Consider the following 18,768-nt stretch of genomic DNA (forward strand, 5'->3'; position numbering starts at 1 on the left):
TGTGCTTACTTAGAATAAAGCAAAAGTTAATTCAATCGCTTAAACGATAGCTTAAATAATAGTGTTACTTGGTTAGAGCTTGATTAAGCCATTGATCAAATTGACCTTTTGGTAATGCACCGTTAATCGTATCGACACGTTTACCATCTTTAAACACCATCACGGTTGGAATGCTTCTGATTTGGTACATCGCGGCAAGCTGTTGCTGAGCTTCAGTATCAATCTTAACGAATCGAATATCTCCTGAACGCTCTTTAGCAACGTCACTGAACACTGGCGCAAAGCCAACACATGGGTTGCACCATGTTGCCCAGAAATCGACAACCACTGGCTGTGAACTATTCAAAATAGATTGGAAATTAAGTGACGTTCCCTCGATAGGAGCGCCATCGAGCAATGCTGTTTTGCATTTACCGCAGGTTGGGCTTTCTGAAATTCTTTCTGAAGGAACTCGGTTTACGCCATTACAAGAAGGGCAACGTGTGTTGAATGTAGACATAACTTTCTCTTTTTATTGTAACTCCGTGTCTAACGCGATTTACGAATCACGCACGGAGCGCTTATACTGTTTAAAACTAGAATACGATACTTAAATAAAAACAAACAATAAATAGGTAAATGATGACAAAATTTTACGCCGAGATTACGGGCTGGGGAAAGTGTCTGCCACCAGCCGTGTTGTCCAATGATGATCTAAGCACTTTCATTGATACGTCTGACGAGTGGATTCGAACTCGAACTGGTATCGAAAACCGTCGTATCAGTCATGTAAATACCTCTGAGTTAGCGACTGTTGCTGCTCAACACGCCATGGCGTGCGCTGGTCTTAGTGCCGAAGATATCGACCTCGTGATCATCGCGACGTGCAGCCCAGACTCCCTTATTCCAAATACTGCGTCTAAAGTTCAACAGAACCTAGGCATCAAGAGCGCAGCGGCTTTCGACCTTAACGCAGCGTGTACAGGGTTCATCTACGGCGTTGAAACGGCGACTCGACTGATTCAAGCAGGCAACTACCGTAATGCTATCGTAGTGGGTGCTGAGCGTCTTTCATTCTTCATCGACTGGACCAAGCGTGATACTGCGGTTCTATTTGGTGACGGCGCAGGTGCTGTGGTTCTATCTCGCACTGAAGAGCAGGTTGGCTTACAAGAAGCGCAAATCGGTTGTGACGCAGAAGGCCGTGACATTCTAGCGGTACCAAAATTCGGTACTTCTATGGACCGCTTTGCTGCAGATAACGGTTACTGGGACTTTGATTTCGTAGGTAAAGAAATCTTCAAGCGTGCAGTGAAAGGCATGGGCGCTGCGGCACACACAGTATTAAGCCGCACAGGTATCTCAACCGACAATATCGACGTTGTGATCCCGCACCAAGCAAACATCCGAATCATCCAAACTCTGTGTGATATGGCGGGTATTGATCGCGAGAAAGCGTTTGTTAACATCCAAAACTACGGCAACACGTCGGCAGCTACTGTGCCAATTGCACTGTGTGAATCATTAGAGCAAGGCTTCGTTAAACCTAACTCTAACATCTTGCTTGCGGCATTTGGTGCAGGTTTAACTTGGGGTGCTGGCCATATTAAGTGGGGCAGTCGTGTTGAACCGTTAGGTCAATCGGATGCGAAGCTTCCAGAAGCGGATAAATCTGCTTTGGAGCTTCTAGAAAGAGCCATTTTACACTGTAAAACGCGTCCTAACTCAGAAAGTGAGTAGCGGAGTATGGTACGAGTTCGCCTTTTAAGTCGGATTCGCCTCATGATATAAATCGACCACCATAGTGCTCGTTTAATCAGGGACAGATCTCGTCCCTTTTGTTATTTCTTAGGAAGTGTTTTGAAGAAAGTTTTAGCAATTGGCTACGTTTGGCCAGAACCGAATTCATCGGCGGCTGGCAGCCACATGATGTCTCTTTTACGCCTGTTCAAGAGACAAGGTTGGTCAGTTGAATTTGCAACGCCAGCTCAAGAAACCGAGCACATGATCGATCTCTCTGAAGAGGGCATCACGAGCCAATCTATACAGTTAAATTGCGATAGCTTTGACCTGTACATCGAAGAGCTGCAACCCGATGTCGTGATGTTTGACCGTTTCATGATGGAAGAGCAGTTTGGTTGGCGTGTCGAGAAAGTATGTCCGAATGCCTTTAAGTTACTGGATACCGAAGACTTACAGTTCCTACGTAACGCGCGCCATGAAGCGGTTAAGAAAGAGACTGAACTGACCAAAGCGCATTTGTACAGTGACTTGGCTAAACGTGAAATTGCCGCAATTTTACGCTGTGATCTTTCGTTGATCATTTCAAGTTACGAGATAGAACTGCTTCGTTCGGAGTTCAATATCGATCCAAAACTGCTTCATCATTTGCCGTTCATGGTTGATCTTAATACACTTCCTGAAAGCACGAAAAGCTTTGAAGAACGTAAGCATTTCATGACGATAGGTAACTTTAGACACGCACCGAACTGGGATGCTGTGCTTCAGTTACAGAAGATTTGGCCGAAGATTCGCAAGCAGTTACCTGAATCCGAACTTCATATTTATGGATCTTATCCGCCGCCGAAAGCAACGGCTTTGCACAACCCTAAAACCGGTTTCCATATAAAAGGTTGGGCTAAAGACGCTCAAGAAGTGATGGAGCAAGCTCGTGTGTGTGTTGCACCTCTACGATTTGGCGCGGGCATTAAAGGCAAGTTGCTTGATGCGATGAAGCTGCAAACTCCGAACGTAACGAGTGAAATCGGCAGTGAAGGCATGCTATCACAAGGTGAATTGCAATGGCCGGGCGAGGTTGCTGATGATATCGACGAGTTTGTTGAAGCTGCAGTTGCTCTGTACAAAGATAAAGAGAAGTGGCTTAAGGCACAAAGCCAATGTCATTCAATCCTTGAAGCGCACTACGAGCAAAATCAACTGGGCGACACATTGATTGAGCGATTAACTGCGTTAGAGTCTGATCTTGAATCTCATCGACTGGATAACTTCTTTGGTTCGATGCTTAAGCACCACAGCATGGCGAGCACCAAGTATATGTCGCAGTGGATAGCTGAAAAGAACAAGACTAAGTAACTGACACAATAAACCGAATCAAATTATAAGCCCTTAGGTTAACGCCTAGGGGCTTTTTTCATGCAGGCGCTTGTTAATTTCAGACTTACAAACCGAACATTCTAGTGTACATTAGCATTGACTAATTTATATTTATTAGTAAACTCTAATTTAAATTAAGGGTGATGAGTTAATCGACGTTATGAGAGAGGTCAGTGATGAGTTTAATACCTTGGAATGCATTGTTCGGTGGCATGTTGTTAGGCGCGTCGGCAATTATTCTTATGTTAGGAATAGGGCGAGTAGCAGGTATTAGTGGCATTGTTGGCCACTTGTTACCGTCGAGAAAGAACAAAAGATTAGAATCAGGATCCGAATCGAACTCGGACTCCAGCATTGAGAAAACCGAAAAACATTGGCGACTTGCTTTTGTTGTCGGAATGGTCGTGAGCGGCTGGTTATTGATTCCAACAGGCTACCAACTTCCGCAATTAGAAGAGATCAACTTCGCAGTGGTTATCATAGCCGGATTATTGGTGGGCTTCGGTACCAAGATGGCGAATGGCTGTACTAGCGGCCATGGCATTGTCGGGATGGCTCGTTTGTCCAAGCGCTCAATCATCGCTACTTGTGTATTCATGGGTGTGGCAATCGTAACTGTGTTGGCTAAGAACTTGATCGGTTTGGGGGCGTAATGAAAAACTCTTCACTTACTATCGTTATCGGTTTGGTCGCAGGTATTCTTTTTGGCTCAGGTATGATCATTTCAGGCATGGTTGACCCGAACAAAGTACTTGGGTTTTTAGATATTGCTGGCGACTGGGACATTAGCTTGGCATTCGTCATGGGTGGCGCGTTATTGGTCTTCGCTCCGTTTTATCACTTGGTCATTAAAAAGCGCGCTCAAGCCGTCAATGGCGAACCTTTAGATAGCAGTAATAATCCACTAATAGATAGAAAGTTGATCTTAGGTTCAACTGCTTTTGGTTTAGGCTGGGGGATTGCAGGCTTTTGCCCGGGCCCTGCAGTAACCAGCCTTAGTGGCGGTAACCCAACGGTATGGCTGTTCGTCTTAAGCATGCTGGTGGGAATGTGGTTGGCGGGTCGTACGAACAAAACCTGTTAGTAGCAAGCTTATCGCTGATTACATTGGCTTTGACGTTATTCGTTCTGAACTGACCAAGCATAGAGGTTGACTCGCTTTTAGCAAAAAAGCCAGTCAGCCTCTTTCTATATCTACCGTTAGCTATGATCTGCCGTTATCTAAAATCTACTATTTAATAGTCGTTGAAACTGGGCAATGGTCGCTAAGTTTGTAATCAAGCACATCTTGTGTTTCAAAGACCTTCTGTTTAGCAGGAGAGGCATCTAAGGATTTGCTCACTACAATATGATCAATCACAGAACGGAACTGGTGTGTGCGATGGTTATTGCGGTTAGAGCGTACCTTACAATCTGCTCGAGTTTTTCTTGTCGCCAACTGAGCATCGGCATTTTGAGTTAAGTCTTTCCACATCCAATCTCTTGAGTAAGAAAGGTTATGGTTGAAATCGCCTAATATTGCGTAATCCTGACCTTGGCGTTCTCTTTGCTGTATCCATTTATTAAGTTGTTGCGCTTGGTCTTTGAGCCTTGAACAGTCACGGTTAGATTTATACGCGCCGCTGCAACCCGCCTTTAAATGCACAGACAACATGTGAATTGGTTTTGTATCCGTTTTCACAACCATATAACTGACAAATCTAAGCTTGCTGTTAGCGCCCGATTCGAGAGGAAAGTCAGCGTAGTCGGTGAGTATGATTCCTTTACGAACCGCGAAGCCTGTGTATTGGTTTACTTCTTTGAACTGATGGTTGCTGTTTTCTGGTAATGCTCGGTCAGACATCAATATCTTGTATTGATCACCTGCGATGCGCTGAATGGCATTGATGTCATCGACTTCTTGGAAAGCCACCACATCCGAATTTAAGGATTGGAAATACTGTTCGAGCTTATCGAAATCCGCTTGATCACGTTGGTCAGAAAACTTATTCACAGCCTCATTGGTTGATAACCATTCGATATTCCAACTGGATATGGTTAAAGGTTCGCCAAATGCTTGGCTACTGAGCAAGCAGCCTAACATTATCCAGTTTTGAAGTCGTTTCATCCCAAATATCCCTAATTTTGGTGTGCAATATAGTTGAGCCGTTATCCTACAACACTTACCGAAAATTCAACTCTTTTTAGCAGTTTTTTTATTGTTACATTGTTTCTTTTCGACTTGAGATCTCACGTAATAATATTGGATTTATCTTGTTCGGCGTGCCTATTTTATTGATCCAAATCAATACTCAATGTTGGTGGTTCTCGTTAAATACGCCACAATATCTAGTGTTAGTTAAACGATAAATCGCTCTATAGTGTGTTTGTGGATAAGTCTGTGAATACCTCAAGAGTAAGGAGAAGTGGTGAAATCAATCGTAATCAAGCGTGATGGCTCAAGAGCTCCATTCAGTAGAGATCGCATCCAAGCTGCAGTGGAAGCAGCATCAGACAAAACCGATAAGGAAATTGCTATTTATGCTCTGAATGTGGCATTAGCAGTTGAGTTGAAGCTCGAAGACTACGATGAAGTTCATATCTCTGAAATTCAAACCATGGTCGAGAACGAGCTAATGCAGGGACCATACAAGTCTCTTGCTCGTGCCTACATTGAATATCGTCATGACCGTGACATCGCACGTGAAAAGCAAAGCGCTTTAACTCGCGAGATCGAAGGTCTGATCGAAGAAAGCAATGTTGATCTGATCAATGAGAATGCCAACAAAGATGGCAAAGTTATCCCAACTCAGCGTGATTTGCTGGCGGGTATCGTGGCTAAGCATTATGCAAAAACTCACATTTTGCCGCGTGATATCGTACAAGCTCACGAGTGTGGTGACATTCACTATCACGATTTAGACTACGCACCGTTCTTCCCAATGTTTAACTGTATGCTTATCGATCTTAAAGGCATGTTAACGCATGGCTTCAAGATGGGTAACGCGGAAATCGACACACCTAAATCGATCTCTACGGCGACAGCGGTAACTGCACAGATCATCGCGCAAGTGGCAAGCCACATATACGGCGGTACAACGATTAACCGTATCGACGAGGTTCTAGAACCTTACGTAATGGCGAGTTACGAGAAACACCTATCACTAGCGAAAGAGTGGGACATTCACAGCCCAGAAGCTTTTGCTATATCTCGTACAGAGAAAGAGTGTTACGACGCTTTCCAGTCTTTGGAATACGAAGTAAACACGCTACACACGGCTAATGGGCATTATGTAGTAAAGCACTTTATGAAAATTATATGTGTGTGTGCGTACTATCTAGAGCAAGGAGATTTCACCTTAGCCCTTCAAGCCTCTAAAATGTTGGATTTTTCTATAATAGAGAATTCATTTCACCTCGCTGAGTTGGCTGTTTTTTCGAGAGAGTACTCTCGTAAGTTTCAAAAGAAACAAAACTCACAAAAACAAGCCTTTCAAATTGCAGCTCAGAAAATGAAACTATAAGGAGAAATGAATATGATTATGAAGCAACACGAATTAGCAGTTGTGGTTAAACGTGACGGTGCAAAAGCAACCTTTAACGCACAACTCATTAAGAATGCTGTTCAAGCAGCAGCGGAAAGCATCAACAGCCCTAAGCGCGAACTTGGCGATATTGTAGCCGCTAACGTATGCGAGAAGATGAATGGTAAAGTCGAAATAGAGATTTCCAAGATCCAGTCTCTGGTCGAAAAAGAATTAATGCATGTAGATGAAGATGTAGCTCGTGCTTACATTGAGTATCGTCATGACCGTGATATACAACGTGAAAAAGCAAGTGCATTAAGTGCTGAAATTTCTGGTTTGGTAGATCAAAGCAACGCTGACCTACTGAATGAAAATGCAAATAAGGATGGCAAAGTCATTCCCACACAGCGCGATCTTCTTGCAGGTATTATCTCTAAGCACTATGCAAAACACCACATGCTACCGCGTGATATTGTTCAAGCACATGAGATTGGTGAGATCCATTACCATGATCTGGATTACTCTCCATTCTTTCCGATGTTCAACTGCATGATTGTAGATCTAGAGAACATGCTGAAGAACGGTTTCAGAATGGGTAATGCAGAAATCGACACACCTAAGTCAATCCAAACAGCAACAGCCGTTACTGCCCAAATCGTAGCGCAAGTAGCTAGCCATACTTATGGTGGTACTACATTGAACCGTCTAGATGAGGTACTAGCACCTTACGTTACAGTCAGTCATGAGAAGCATCTCGCTACGGCAAAAGAGTGGGATGTACCAAATCCTGAGGCTTATGCACGTAAACTTACAGAAAAGGAAGTTTACGACGCATTCCAATCTCTTGAGTACGAGATCAATACGCTTTTCTCAAGTAATGGGCAGACTCCGTTCTTGAGTGTGAACCTCGGTCTAGGGACAAGTTGGGAATCTAAGCTCATTCAAAAGTCAATTTTCCAGAATAGAATCAAAGGACTAGGTAAAAACAAGAAGACTGCGGTTTTCCCTAAATTGCTATTTACAATCAAAGATGGCATCAACCTTAAAAAAGAAGATCCAAACTACGATATTAAGGAGCTTGCTCTAGAGTGTGCCTCAAAACGTATGTATCCAGACATTCTGAACTACGACAAAGTAGTAGAAGTTACTGGTTCATTCAAAGCACCAATGGGTTGCCGTAGCTTCCTAGGTCGTTATGTAGATGAGAATGGCAATGAAGTTCACGAAGGACGTAATAACCTCGGCGTAGTGAGCCTTAATCTACCTCGGATGGCTATTGAGGCTAATGGCGATGAAGCGAAGTTCTACGAAATCATGGAAGAGCGCACTGAGCTTGTTCGTCGTGCTCTCGAAACACGCATTGACAGACTTCGTGGCGTAAAGGCACGAGTCGCACCAATCCTATATACAGAAGGCGCTCTGGGTGTTCGACTGAACCCAGATGACGAAGTGTTGGACATATTCAAGAATGGTCGTGCTTCAATCTCGATGGGATACATTGGTATTCATGAGACCATCAACGCTCTTTACGCTAAAGATGGTGAGCATATTTTTGATGATGAAACTCTTCGTCAGAAAGGTATCCAGATCGTTAAGTTCCTCAAGAACAAAGTCGATGATTGGAAAGAGCAAAGTGGCTGGGGCTACAGCTTATACAGCACGCCTTCTGAAAATTTGTGTACTCGATTCTGCGCACTAGATACTAAAGAGTTCGGCGTACTAGATAGCGTGACTGACAAAGGTTACTACACGAATAGCTTCCATCTTGATGTGCAGAAGAAAGTTAATCCATACGACAAGATAGACTTCGAGATGCCATACCCTGAACTAGCGAGTGGTGGCTTTATCTGTTACGGCGAGTTCCCTAACATGCAGCGTAATATCGAAGCGCTAGAGAATGTGTGGGACTACAGCTACGACCGAGTGCCATATTACGGCACTAACACGCCAATTGATGAGTGTTATGAGTGTGGTTTTACAGGTGAGTTCGAGTGTACAAGTAAAGGCTTTACGTGTCCGAAGTGTGGCAACCACGATCCTAAAAAAGTATCAGTTACACGCCGTGTTTGTGGTTACTTAGGTTCTCCTGACGCTCGCCCGTTTAATTCAGGTAAGCAAGAAGAAGTTATTAGACGTGTTAAGCACATGTAGTATATTATGAATTACCATAAATATCAGCAAGTTGACGTTGTAAATGGTGAGGGTACACGTTGCACTTTGTTTGTTGCAGGTTGCGAGCATAACTGTCGTGGCTGCTACAACAAATCGACATTGAATCCAAATTCTGGTCATCCATTTACTCAAGAGATGGAAGATCAGATAATCGCAGATCTTAAAGACAAACGTATTAAAAGGCGCGGTTTATCTTTGTCTGGCGGTGATCCTCTTCATCCTGCTAATTTAGAGCAAATTTATCAATTGGTTTTAAGAGTAAAACAAGAATGCCCAGACAAAGATATCTGGATGTGGACTGGTTACATTTTGACTGAATTGAATCTAACGCAGCAGGCAATCGTGGACAATATCGATGTGCTAATAGACGGGAAATTTGAACAAGATAATTATGATCCTGAGTTGCTGTGGCGTGGCTCTAGCAACCAGGTGATTCATCGCTTTAAAGACATTTAACCACTGATAGACAAGGAGCTGCCATGGCAGATTATATTAAGTACTTACCAGTTGACAATGGTGATAGCATTTTAATTAAGTCGGGTTACAAAGCAGTACTCACCGATATTAAATACCGTACTTCGGATGATGATGTATATGATATTTATAATGACATTAAAGATTCATGTTCAGATAACAAATTAAGCCTGTTTGTGTCTACTCACCAAGATCAAGATCATGTTTTGGGTTTTTCCGATGTATTTCATTGCGGTACTCCTGACAATTGGAAAAACGATGGGAAATCCCTGTTAGTCTGTGAGATTGTATGTTCCGAGAGAGCGTTGACAGAAGAGAAAACAGATCAATCAAGAGCTATATTAAATGAAATTCGCCGTCGCAATCGACTTAAAGGCACTAAGGATGCTGATAAGGACGGGAATCGTTTAAATATCGTCAAAGAAGGTGACAGCCTTTCGGTAGGCACTAAACTTAAAGGTAAGGTTTTAGCGCCAAATAGCGAAGAGGTTGAAGGCGAAAGCAGAAATAATAGCAGTGTTGTGGTGCGTTGGATCTATAGTGGCGAAAAGAACAATACAAAGATACTTTTAGGCGGCGACGCTGAATGTGAGGTATGGGAGCGCCTTGATACTGACTATGAAAAAGAAGATCTTGATTGGCATTTGTGCTCGGCACCACATCACTGTAGTTTGACTCCTTTTGCAAAGAAAGATGACAAAACAGATAAAAACAGTGACTACGTAGATAATGACAAGGCGATTAGCGCCCTTAGTCATCCATTAGGCAAAGCATTTGTTGTTTCTTCTTCCAAGAAAATTAAGCGTGATGATGATAATCCACCTCATTACAAAGCTAAGAATAAGTGGATCTCAATATTGAAGACTTCTGAGAGCGATGAATCTAAAGAACGTTTCTTTTGTACAGCAGACCACGAAGGAGAAACAGCACCGATAGTTTTTACATTAAGTGATAAAGGTATAACCCTAGAGAAGAAGACAAAGAGCAGTAATGCGACTAAAGCGTCCGCAGTCAACAAGCCTACAACATACGGATAATTGAAATGCCAACTCTACCTGATTGGATTGGTTACGATGTGAGGGTATTAGAGCAGCATGAAGAAGTGCTGCTTTCTTCTGTTAAGGTATTGGAGCATACGATTGAGGTTTGTTTTGATATCAAATTCCCGCATTATCCTCAAGCTTGCGACAAGCGTATTCATAATCCAGAAAAAATAAAATTAAGTTACTCAAAAACTGACGTGAGAAATGCGCCTGATATTCTAGCGATACGGAACGACTTCCCTAGAGATCTACCTCACTTAAATCCAACTAAGGTGACTTCTCCAGCTTCAATTTGCCTATGGCGAAAAGGTGGAACTGACGCTTTATACATGCAAAAAGGTATCGAAAGTCTTATTGATGTACTTCGAGAATGGTTAGTTGATGCATCTTTGGGGGATCTAAATACTGACGGATGGGAGCCATCCCCTCGAACGAGCTGTGCAAGCCTAGTTGTGAATGCACCTAAGTTGCAAGAGATGGTGTGTAATCATAAAAATGAAGGGATGTTACTTAAACTCAGTACAAAGGTCTTTTTTAGTAGGTTTAGGGAGACGCTATTTGGTGTTTCTGCCTGCAATTCAGATATTAACCTCAAAAACATTAGCAGTTATGTAAATGCAAGAAAAAGTGGTCAATGTGCTACGCAACAGGCAAGTATAGATGGCAAAAAGCTGGAAGCTCTAAGTACGTTTGTTATTGTACCCAATCATGATCGTGTAGATGATGTTAACGACTGTCGAGAAATAGAATCTTTAGCTGATCTTAAAGCGTTTACTTGTGATGATAGGTTTAACAGTTTTTCTGATATTGTAGAGTCTGAGTTCTCTCGCTTCAATGAAGAGCGAGCAGTTATTATTGTTATTGCTAAACGTAGACCTAAGGCGTTGATCTCCGAAATTATGGGACTTTCTCAAAATGAAGATCATAGAAAAATTGAGTTACTTCCATTTCTAATCCACTATCGTAAACGAAAAATTCAGGTAGATTTTCTGTCGTTACGTTCTCGAATGAGACCAAGAGAGTTAGCTCAAATTTCAGGGGTTGAATCTAACGAAAGTTCGGTTGGTTTTATTGGCGCAGGAGCTTTAGGGTCTGCTATCTCAGATCAGTTGGCTAGATCTGGTGTTTTCAAAATTAAGCAATGGGATAGGGATAGTATAGAATTACACAACTCTGCTCGTCATGTTTGTATCGATCCTACTTTTGAAACACCCGTGCTATCCACTAAAGCAAGAATGGTTGCTGATCGGTTAAAACAGTTGAGTGAAGAACATCGAAAGGGGGTTGAAGGGTTCGATAAGCATTTTGAACTTCAAAGTGAAAAACTCATTTGCTCTAAGCTAGATTTACTTGTAGATACGACGGGCACTGACCTCATCGGCTCATGGCAAGAACGTCCTTCATGTGCAGTAACGCGAGTTTATGTTTCCGATAGTGGTCGTATTGGTGTCATCCAATGTCTGCAAAGTAATGGTGAAGGTGCAGATATCCTAGACCTTGATGCATATATGCTCTTGTCTTCGTGTCGGGTTGAAGCATTGCGTCAATGGTTAGTTCGAGATGCCGCCCTAGAATCTAAATTAGTAGGCTTGAGTTGTAGTAGCGAAACTTTGGCCTTACCGTGGTCTTCGGTACTTAATCATGCTTCAACCTTCGTCCCTTTAATTAGAAAGCAAATGTCTCAGTCTACAGCAATGCTGGGAGTCAATGTTTTAGATGATGATGGTCTACCTCGCGGATATGTCCCAGTAGCACTTCAAGGCGAATTGTGTTTTGAGGAGAAAAAGGTTACTGATGCTAATGGAATAGAGTGGTATATTACCATTCACTCTTCTGTTATTGAAAAATGCGATTTAGTGACACATGAGTATTCACCAAATGAAGCAGGCGGCTACCTATGTGGACTTGTGAGCATGGAGTTAAACCGTATCTCAATAGTATTTGCATCGAAAGGCACATTTACGTCAACTCCAATAGGTCTGACTTTGGAACCTATTGATAAAGATAGGGAATGTAACGATTTAATGGACAATTGCAATGAGATGTTGTTGCCACTAGGCACATGGCACTCACATCCTTGTTCAACATCTAAAGAGTCGGGCACGGATTTGCGTACATTGAGAGATGTTACGAAACAAAAACAACCTTTGCCATTTGTGATGCTTATCAAAGGAGCTGATGGTATCAACTTGCAAGTAGGGTACAACAGGAATTTTGACATAAAATGAATGAATTACTCGCTAAGATATCATCTTATAACTTGTTTAATTACTTGTTTCCAGGGGCATTATTTATTGTATTGTTGGAGGAACTTACACAGTTTTCGTTAAGGCAGGAGGATCTAGTTTTAGGTGTATTCTTTTACTATTTCATAGGTTTGGTCATAAGCCGTATTGGCTCAGTATTGGTGGAACCAATACTCAAGAAGCTACGAATTGTTAAGTTTGCAGACTACACAGACTATGTAACCGCTTCAAAAGAGGACGGGCTTATTGTTACTCTTTCAGAGCAAAACAATATGTTTCGAACTTTGTGCTCTGTGATGTTTTGCCTTAGTTGTGCCAAGGTATGGGAGTTATACTCGTTAAACGTCTCGTGGCTCAATGACAATATGGAAGTTATTGTTATTTCTGGGTTAGGGATTTTGATGGTATTGGCCTATAGAAAACAGACTGCTTATATTCGTGCTAGAATTTCCCGTCATACTAATAAAGGATGTTGATAGTTAGCTTTGTATAGCAACATAGGCAAACTAGCTCTTTTATGTTTAGTTTAGATCATATGAATCTACCGTCTTTGATGGGGATTCTAGTTAGTTGAGTCTAACTTTGGCTGAACACCTAATTCAAACTAATCTATGTAAAGGGAACATAGATTAGTTTGATGGAATCAAGGCCCACATTATACTTTAAAAGCTTAATTACGCTTTATGGCAACGATCTCTAGTTTTTTGCGGTAAATACTGATTGAATGGTCAGAGAGAAACTTCTTGTATGGAAGTTTTCCTATTAAAAGGGCTTTTAGCCTGAACAACAAAGAGACTGAGTAAAGTAGCTGAACATCTTCATATTCACCCTTCTTACAGTTTGTCAAGTAACGCATATTACCGCCGTGCATATATCCACAGAACTTTTCTAATAAGAACTCCTTTGCCTTGACTCCAACCCAAGGTATGAAACTAACCCCCGTACTAATAGCACCAATTGCTAGGCCATTGGGTGGTAGCATCGTCACAGAATCCGCAGCGTTGACAACTCGGTAAATCGGTGTCTTTATTGTAGAAATCCACTCTTTGTCCCCAACTCTTGGTGAACCGAATGTATAGCAGGCTGCTATGCCAAAATCGAATTTTAACCGTTTCGCGGCAATTGTTGCTAATGCGCCACCTAAACTATGACCTGTAATGAACAATGGTTTAGCCTCTGTCAGTTTACTCAGAGCAACACTAAGTTCTTCCTCAACCGATTCAAAAGCTTCATGAAAGCCTTCATGTACTTTTCCTGGGCTTTTACATTTGGTTATTGTAGCTTTGGCGTCTGATTTTATATCGTTAAGGCTCGTAGCTTCAGTTCCTCTAAAAGCCAAAACATAGAAGGTAGGGGTTTCTACCAATATTGCTTGGGTTCCTAGTTCAGTACTGAAGGTTTTTATTAGCTGAGTCTCATTAAGAGTATTTAACTCATTGACTAGTTTATTCTTTTCTTCGTCATGATCCCAGAGTAAACCTTCTATAGTAGATAATGCTTTAGACACATTTATGCTAGTAGATCCATCTGCGAGCCGTTTCAATGCTTCACTTAATCCTATCTTCTGCAACCTGCTTGGTAGTGCTGGATTAAAACGTATATACGCTAGCTCTGAAAAAGTAGCCATTAACCAAGCTGTTCTATCGCTGTATGCTTGGCGATAACTTGGTTGTGTTAAGCCTAATAACGTGGATTTTCGATCTAGTTCAACATTAACACTCTCTAATATAGACATATTCAACAATCTCTTTTGCAATCAAGTTCCTATGTGGGTAACATTTAATCAGTCATTAAAGAGACTTTCAATTAATCAATTGAATTAATCACTCAATATATGGAAATGATTAGATGCGCACACTTTTATTAGTTCTGCTCGGAGTACTTGGTGGATGTTCCCAAGTTCCAACTCAGTCTGTCGAGCTTTCTGCGACAGTTGGGCGTGACATAGAAAAAATGCATAAATCTCACGTTCAAACCATTAGTATTTTGTACTCACGAATGAGATATGATGTGAATGAGTTTATAGATAATGTCTATACACCCTATGCCATCCGAGAATCGATAAAAAAAGATCGTACTAGGCTACAAAATGGCCATACCTCGTTTATACGGATGATCTCTAATGGGCTATCCACTGATGCAAGTTCAGAACAACAAGAACAGGCTATAGATGCTATGGAAATTCTTGTAATAAATGTGACTAAGTCAGTAGATAGGCAGCGCAAGCAATTGCTCGATAATTTAAATGCACAAGAGAGAGAACTCTTGGCTTCTACTAATCGCTCTTACTTAGCTATTCATCAAGCTAACTCAATTGTTACGGGGCATTTGGCTTCAATAGCTCAAGTCCATGACGCTCAAAATGAGTTGTTGAGTGAGATTGGTATTGAATCTGATGTTGGTGGGTATATTGCGACAAAGTTATCTAAAGCCTCTAATGAGATAGCTGAACTTTCGAAAAAAAGTGAGACAGAATTGAATGGAATAGGTGGTGTTGAAGGTGCGCGAGCAAAGCTTCAAGACTCAATCGATAAACTGAACTTCAAACAATAAAGGATTAAGTATGAGCAGCCTAGAAGATCTAGATAAATTACTCAGCGACGATTTTGAAACTATAGAAGCTACCTTCAATGGTAGGTATGGGGCGGAGTTAACTAAGCTATCTGGATTGTCAATCACAGAACTTAAAAATATACATACAGCAGTCAATATTGTGGAGTACGAAAAATTAAAAGCTGTCGTGCTCAGGGCATCCCAACAAAACCTTAGTCAGGCTGAATTGAAAGCACGTATACATGCTTTGGGCAAAGTTGCGGTCGAGATTGCAAAAATAGCGGATATTGCAGTCTAAATATAAAAACACCGTAACGGTGCGCCTTTGAAGTCGCTCAGGTTCAAAGAGAAGATGGATGAGCTAGGCATTATCTCATAGTATAGCAGCCCCAAAGTCGGTGATGATAACCCGTATGTCGAGTCGTTGTCCCGCACGCAAAGTACATTGCGTGCGGGCCGAAAATGGGTTGAAGCCTCCTTCGCTAGTACAGCAAACATAAATTATGTCACGTCTTCACAGAGTCAACGTGCGGAGGCATGGCTCGCTGCAAAACAGCGAAATCCTGAACGATAGGCAAGTGCTCTAAGAAACTATGAAGCTGTTGGTGAGGTTCACTAAAACCCAGAAAGAAAACCTGCTTAATAAGCAAGCAAATAATGACAACTACCTTGAAAAGCGCCGTTAGCTTAAAAGCGCAGGAGTAATGGGTACTTATTCATCAAGCATCTAGAAAATGGCACTCTGGCTCAAGGTCAAACCCAGTGCAAATTTTTTTATAGGCTGGCTTATCGTTAATGGCTCTTTTAAGGGTATCCGTATCTCCGATAAAAATAGTAGCCGTTTTTGAACGTGTTAATGCCGTATAAATCATGCTGTTCTCCACAAATGATGTGGAGGTAGAACTAGGTAGTAGAACGATAGTATATGCAAACTCAGAGCCTTGGGCTTTATGAATTGTGATACCGTAACAATGTACTAACCCAGTATCAAAACATGCACCTTCATCGATATAGACTGTCTTTTCAGCAAACTGGCAGACTAACTTCTTTTGTATGTTTTCACCTGCATCTTCTTGTAAGTAGACAATATCAGCGACAGTTGCCATATCACCGTTGTATAGGTCAAGAGATGCGAAGTTCTGAGTGGCAATAACGCGATCACCTTTGGCAAACCCCCACAGGGTATCAGAACTACTACTGTATCGCTCGTTTGCTATAAAATGGCTGTTGATGGACACTGTCGATAATGGGTTATCAGCATTAGAGTAAGGCGTGATAACTTGCGATTTATCTAAGCCTAGTTGCTTAGATAATGAATAAGCGTTTTGGATAATTTGTGAGTCACTAATTTGCGAATAGTACACGCCAGCCTGACCAGAAAAAGAACTCAGGTCTCTTAGCTCGGATAAAGGATTGTTTGAAAACTCATGTGTTCTGTTGCTCCACTCTGATTTCATTGAGTGACCCACAGTTCGCACCAATGTTGCAACTTCTTTGATTGGGTTGCCAGCTCCTTGCCTGTGAACTCGTTTAAGCTCGCAGTAAGGCACTGTATCGGCATTTAATGCACCAAGACTGACAACATGCTGCCAAACTACTCCAAACCCGACAGGGGCTATTTGAGCAATGTCTCCAACCATTGAAATGCTATATCTAGAAGCGTGCTTATCGAGAAGTGACAAAAACTCTACCACAAGGGATAAATCAAGCATTGACGACTCATCAAAAACAATTAGTGGATTATCGTTAAGCTGTATTGCCCCTTTGATGTCAGGGCTATTTAAGGTTAGTTCGATCTGTCGAATTAACCCTCTAACCGTATAGCTACAGACCTCATATTCGCTCTCGCCGAAAAGGTTTGTGTTTTGTTTTCGGATAACGCACATTCGTTCTAATTCATCATTAACTCTTTTCTTAGCTATGCCTGCTACTGCCACAAAATATGCAGGTCGGTCTAAACGGTTACATACGTACTTAACACATGCCATAGCTGTGCTTTTACCTGTACCGCCTTCACCCTGCGCGATTGACAGGTCATTGGTCAGGGTATTGAAAGCGAGTTTTTTTTGCTCTTCGGTGAGGTAAAACCCATTCACCCTTGATGAGTATTCGTCAAATTCATTAATGAGAGAAAATATGCGTCCACTAGGTAATTTACCTTCCCTAGAGGTGGCGATTTTTGATGCCATTGATCTTTCGACTATACTCTCCAGATTTGCTAGCCCAACGCCCTGATAGTCGCCTCTATTCGTTCTGCATATGGCTGTTAGTGAAAGACCCGTATCAATCGCAATATCAATCAAGCTCTCACCAATCAACGATGAAAGGGCCACCCTAAACTTCTCCTTAGTGATAGCTGTATGGTTTTGCTTCAGTGCGCGATACACCACGCAGTCAATAGCACCAATCAACCGAACAGGGGAGTCGTCAGGAATATTAATTTTGCTCGTCTTTCTTAGTCGTTCAGCAACGCCCCATGCATTATTAAAGCGGGTTCCCATGCGTATAGGAGCATAAGGGTTACTTGTTAACAAGCTCTTTGTTGAGCGACCTAACAGCCTGAATAGCCGATGTGCTGTTCGTTTGTCATAACCAGCCTGGTCGATGAATTCAATAGACTCAAACTCAGCATGTACATTTTGGTATGCTGTTAAAAACGCCATGCCACGTTCAATGCTGTTGAATGCATCAACGAGAGCAGCGAGATTTCCATTTTTTAACTCATTCAGAAATTGCCTTGCAGAGCCTACTCTTTTAATCGCCTTCATAATGCGAGACTTGCCACATCCGATACCTCGGAACTCTGGATGTCCGAGGAATAGCTTTTTAGTTAGAGTTGGCAGTTCATATTGTTTTAATGCTCGCTCGAAGAGCGCAAGCTCCCCCTCTACATCGAATGAGACAAGTAATAATTTACCTGAGGTTGCATGATGTTGTGGGCGATAATTAATCAATTCCTTTTGATTGGTACATGAAAATAGCCACACTTCCGCTTCGCTCGGAGCCTTATACGCGAAAGCCTTTTTGATATGAACTGACAATCGCTTGCTAGTATTGATACAGTTACCATAAACAATGTATGCGTTTAGCAGAGGATGTACACTGGTAACTAATAATCTAAGTTCGGTCAAATGTTCGCCCCCCACTGAGGATAGAGTTTCTAACCTGCTCCGCATGACACCTAATATGGTCATCAACAGATTGTTTTGAGGCAGCCAACTTCAGTTCCAACTCATGTATCCGTGCATTCCGTTCATCAACTTCTATTTTCAGCTTCTGTTCCAGTGTTTGAATTTGAGCGTTAAGCGTTACGATTAATTGACCTTGTTCGTTAATATCGCACTGCTGACTGGCAACTAGGTCATCTCGTTTTTTCTCAGTTATGGATCTTGGCTGAGAGTCCTCAATACCGATATTTTTCACATCTCTGGGAAGCGCATTCCTAATTACAGAGTTTTTGTACAGAGTTGCACGATCCTTGAACGCACACCATCTAGCTAATTTACTGGCATTGATTCCTAGCTCGTTCGTGCCACGCTCGTCTCGTGGAAATCTGATTCCCTTCTCCTGCATCTGGCTAATAACTAGTTTATAGCATTCGACGTATAGAGCAGATTTAGCAGTACCTTTCAGTTGTTCTTGTTCAGGGGTTAATTTAATAGGTTCTATCTCCATAACAAT

General features: G+C 42.0%; 15 protein-coding genes and 1 pseudogene. 11 read left to right on the forward strand and 5 right to left on the reverse strand.

What is annotated here, in order from left to right:
• Positions 1-64: 64 nt before the first annotated feature.
• Entirely contained in the window at positions 65-499 is a 435-nt protein-coding gene (trxC, locus tag ACED28_RS08000; protein WP_017097619.1) for a thioredoxin TrxC, read from the reverse strand.
• Between the two features lie 122 nt (positions 500-621).
• On the opposite strand from trxC, the gene ACED28_RS08005 reads away from it, so the two are divergent.
• The 4 genes from ACED28_RS08005 to ACED28_RS08020 all read left to right on the forward strand — a co-directional run bounded on the left by ACED28_RS08005 (position 622) and on the right by ACED28_RS08020 (position 4,177).
• A complete protein-coding gene (locus ACED28_RS08005) occupies positions 622-1,719 on the forward strand; it encodes a ketoacyl-ACP synthase III (protein ID WP_371709631.1) in 1,098 nt (365 codons plus the stop codon).
• A 120-nt stretch (positions 1,720-1,839) separates the two neighbouring features.
• Positions 1,840-3,072, forward strand: a complete 1,233-nt coding sequence (locus tag ACED28_RS08010) for a glycosyltransferase (protein ID WP_371709610.1) — start codon at positions 1,840-1,842, stop codon at positions 3,070-3,072.
• Positions 3,073-3,269: 197 nt separating this feature from the next.
• Complete coding sequence (locus ACED28_RS08015) at positions 3,270-3,746, forward strand: YeeE/YedE family protein (protein ID WP_371709611.1); 477 nt, start codon at positions 3,270-3,272, stop codon at positions 3,744-3,746.
• Positions 3,746-4,177 (forward strand): YeeE/YedE family protein, encoded by a 432-nt coding sequence (locus ACED28_RS08020; RefSeq protein WP_009845336.1) that lies wholly within the window; start codon positions 3,746-3,748, stop codon positions 4,175-4,177. Before ACED28_RS08015 ends, ACED28_RS08020 begins: the two co-directional genes overlap by 1 nt.
• A 147-nt stretch (positions 4,178-4,324) precedes the next feature.
• Here ACED28_RS08020 and ACED28_RS08025 read toward each other — a convergent pair whose 3' ends face one another.
• Positions 4,325-5,200: an endonuclease/exonuclease/phosphatase family protein gene (locus ACED28_RS08025; protein WP_371709612.1), complete on the reverse strand. Its 876-nt coding sequence runs from the start codon at positions 5,198-5,200 to the stop codon at positions 4,325-4,327.
• Between the two features lie 301 nt (positions 5,201-5,501).
• Here ACED28_RS08025 and nrdD (ACED28_RS08030) point away from each other — a divergent pair.
• The 5 genes and pseudogenes from nrdD (ACED28_RS08030) to ACED28_RS08050 form a co-directional block, all read left to right on the forward strand.
• Positions 5,502-6,359 (forward strand): annotated as a pseudogene (gene nrdD, locus ACED28_RS08030) (anaerobic ribonucleoside-triphosphate reductase); the annotation flags it as partial.
• A gap of 249 nt (positions 6,360-6,608) precedes the next feature.
• A complete protein-coding gene (gene nrdD, locus ACED28_RS08035; RefSeq protein WP_017097613.1) occupies positions 6,609-8,750 on the forward strand; it encodes an anaerobic ribonucleoside-triphosphate reductase in 2,142 nt (713 codons plus the stop codon).
• A 6-nt stretch (positions 8,751-8,756) separates the two neighbouring features.
• Positions 8,757-9,227 (forward strand): anaerobic ribonucleoside-triphosphate reductase-activating protein, encoded by a 471-nt coding sequence (nrdG, locus tag ACED28_RS08040; RefSeq protein WP_017097612.1) that lies wholly within the window; start codon positions 8,757-8,759, stop codon positions 9,225-9,227.
• A 23-nt stretch (positions 9,228-9,250) separates the two neighbouring features.
• Positions 9,251-10,282, forward strand: a complete 1,032-nt coding sequence (locus tag ACED28_RS08045; protein WP_017097611.1) for a hypothetical protein — start codon at positions 9,251-9,253, stop codon at positions 10,280-10,282.
• Between the two features lie 5 nt (positions 10,283-10,287).
• Complete coding sequence (locus ACED28_RS08050; protein WP_017097610.1) at positions 10,288-12,516, forward strand: ThiF family adenylyltransferase; 2,229 nt, start codon at positions 10,288-10,290, stop codon at positions 12,514-12,516.
• 688 nt (positions 12,517-13,204) lie between these two features.
• On the opposite strand, the gene ACED28_RS08055 is transcribed toward ACED28_RS08050, so the two are convergent.
• Positions 13,205-14,269: a lipase family protein gene (locus tag ACED28_RS08055; protein ID WP_017097608.1), complete on the reverse strand. Its 1,065-nt coding sequence runs from the start codon at positions 14,267-14,269 to the stop codon at positions 13,205-13,207.
• Between the two features lie 113 nt (positions 14,270-14,382).
• Here ACED28_RS08055 and ACED28_RS08060 point away from each other — a divergent pair, with 113 nt between their 5' ends.
• Together ACED28_RS08060 and ACED28_RS08065 are read left to right on the forward strand one after the other, a co-directional pair.
• Positions 14,383-15,087 carry a hypothetical protein gene (locus ACED28_RS08060; protein WP_017097607.1) on the forward strand — a complete coding sequence of 235 codons (705 nt, stop codon included), beginning with the start codon at positions 14,383-14,385 and terminating at the stop codon, positions 15,085-15,087.
• 10 nt (positions 15,088-15,097) lie between these two features.
• Positions 15,098-15,385 carry a hypothetical protein gene (locus ACED28_RS08065; RefSeq protein WP_017097606.1) on the forward strand — a complete coding sequence of 96 codons (288 nt, stop codon included), beginning with the start codon at positions 15,098-15,100 and terminating at the stop codon, positions 15,383-15,385.
• A 421-nt stretch (positions 15,386-15,806) separates the two neighbouring features.
• Here the strand turns inward: ACED28_RS08065 and ACED28_RS08070 are convergent, their stop codons facing one another.
• A complete protein-coding gene (locus tag ACED28_RS08070) occupies positions 15,807-18,218 on the reverse strand; it encodes an AAA family ATPase (protein ID WP_158008818.1) in 2,412 nt (803 codons plus the stop codon).
• Entirely contained in the window at positions 18,205-18,762 is a 558-nt protein-coding gene (locus ACED28_RS08075) for a hypothetical protein (RefSeq protein WP_017098257.1), read from the reverse strand. The genes ACED28_RS08070 and ACED28_RS08075 overlap by 14 nt, the downstream gene beginning before the upstream one ends.
• Positions 18,763-18,768: the final 6 nt, after the last annotated feature.

The organism is Vibrio sp. 1F253, assembly GCF_041439295.1.
Lineage (GTDB): Bacteria > Pseudomonadota > Gammaproteobacteria > Enterobacterales > Vibrionaceae > Vibrio > Vibrio tasmaniensis_A.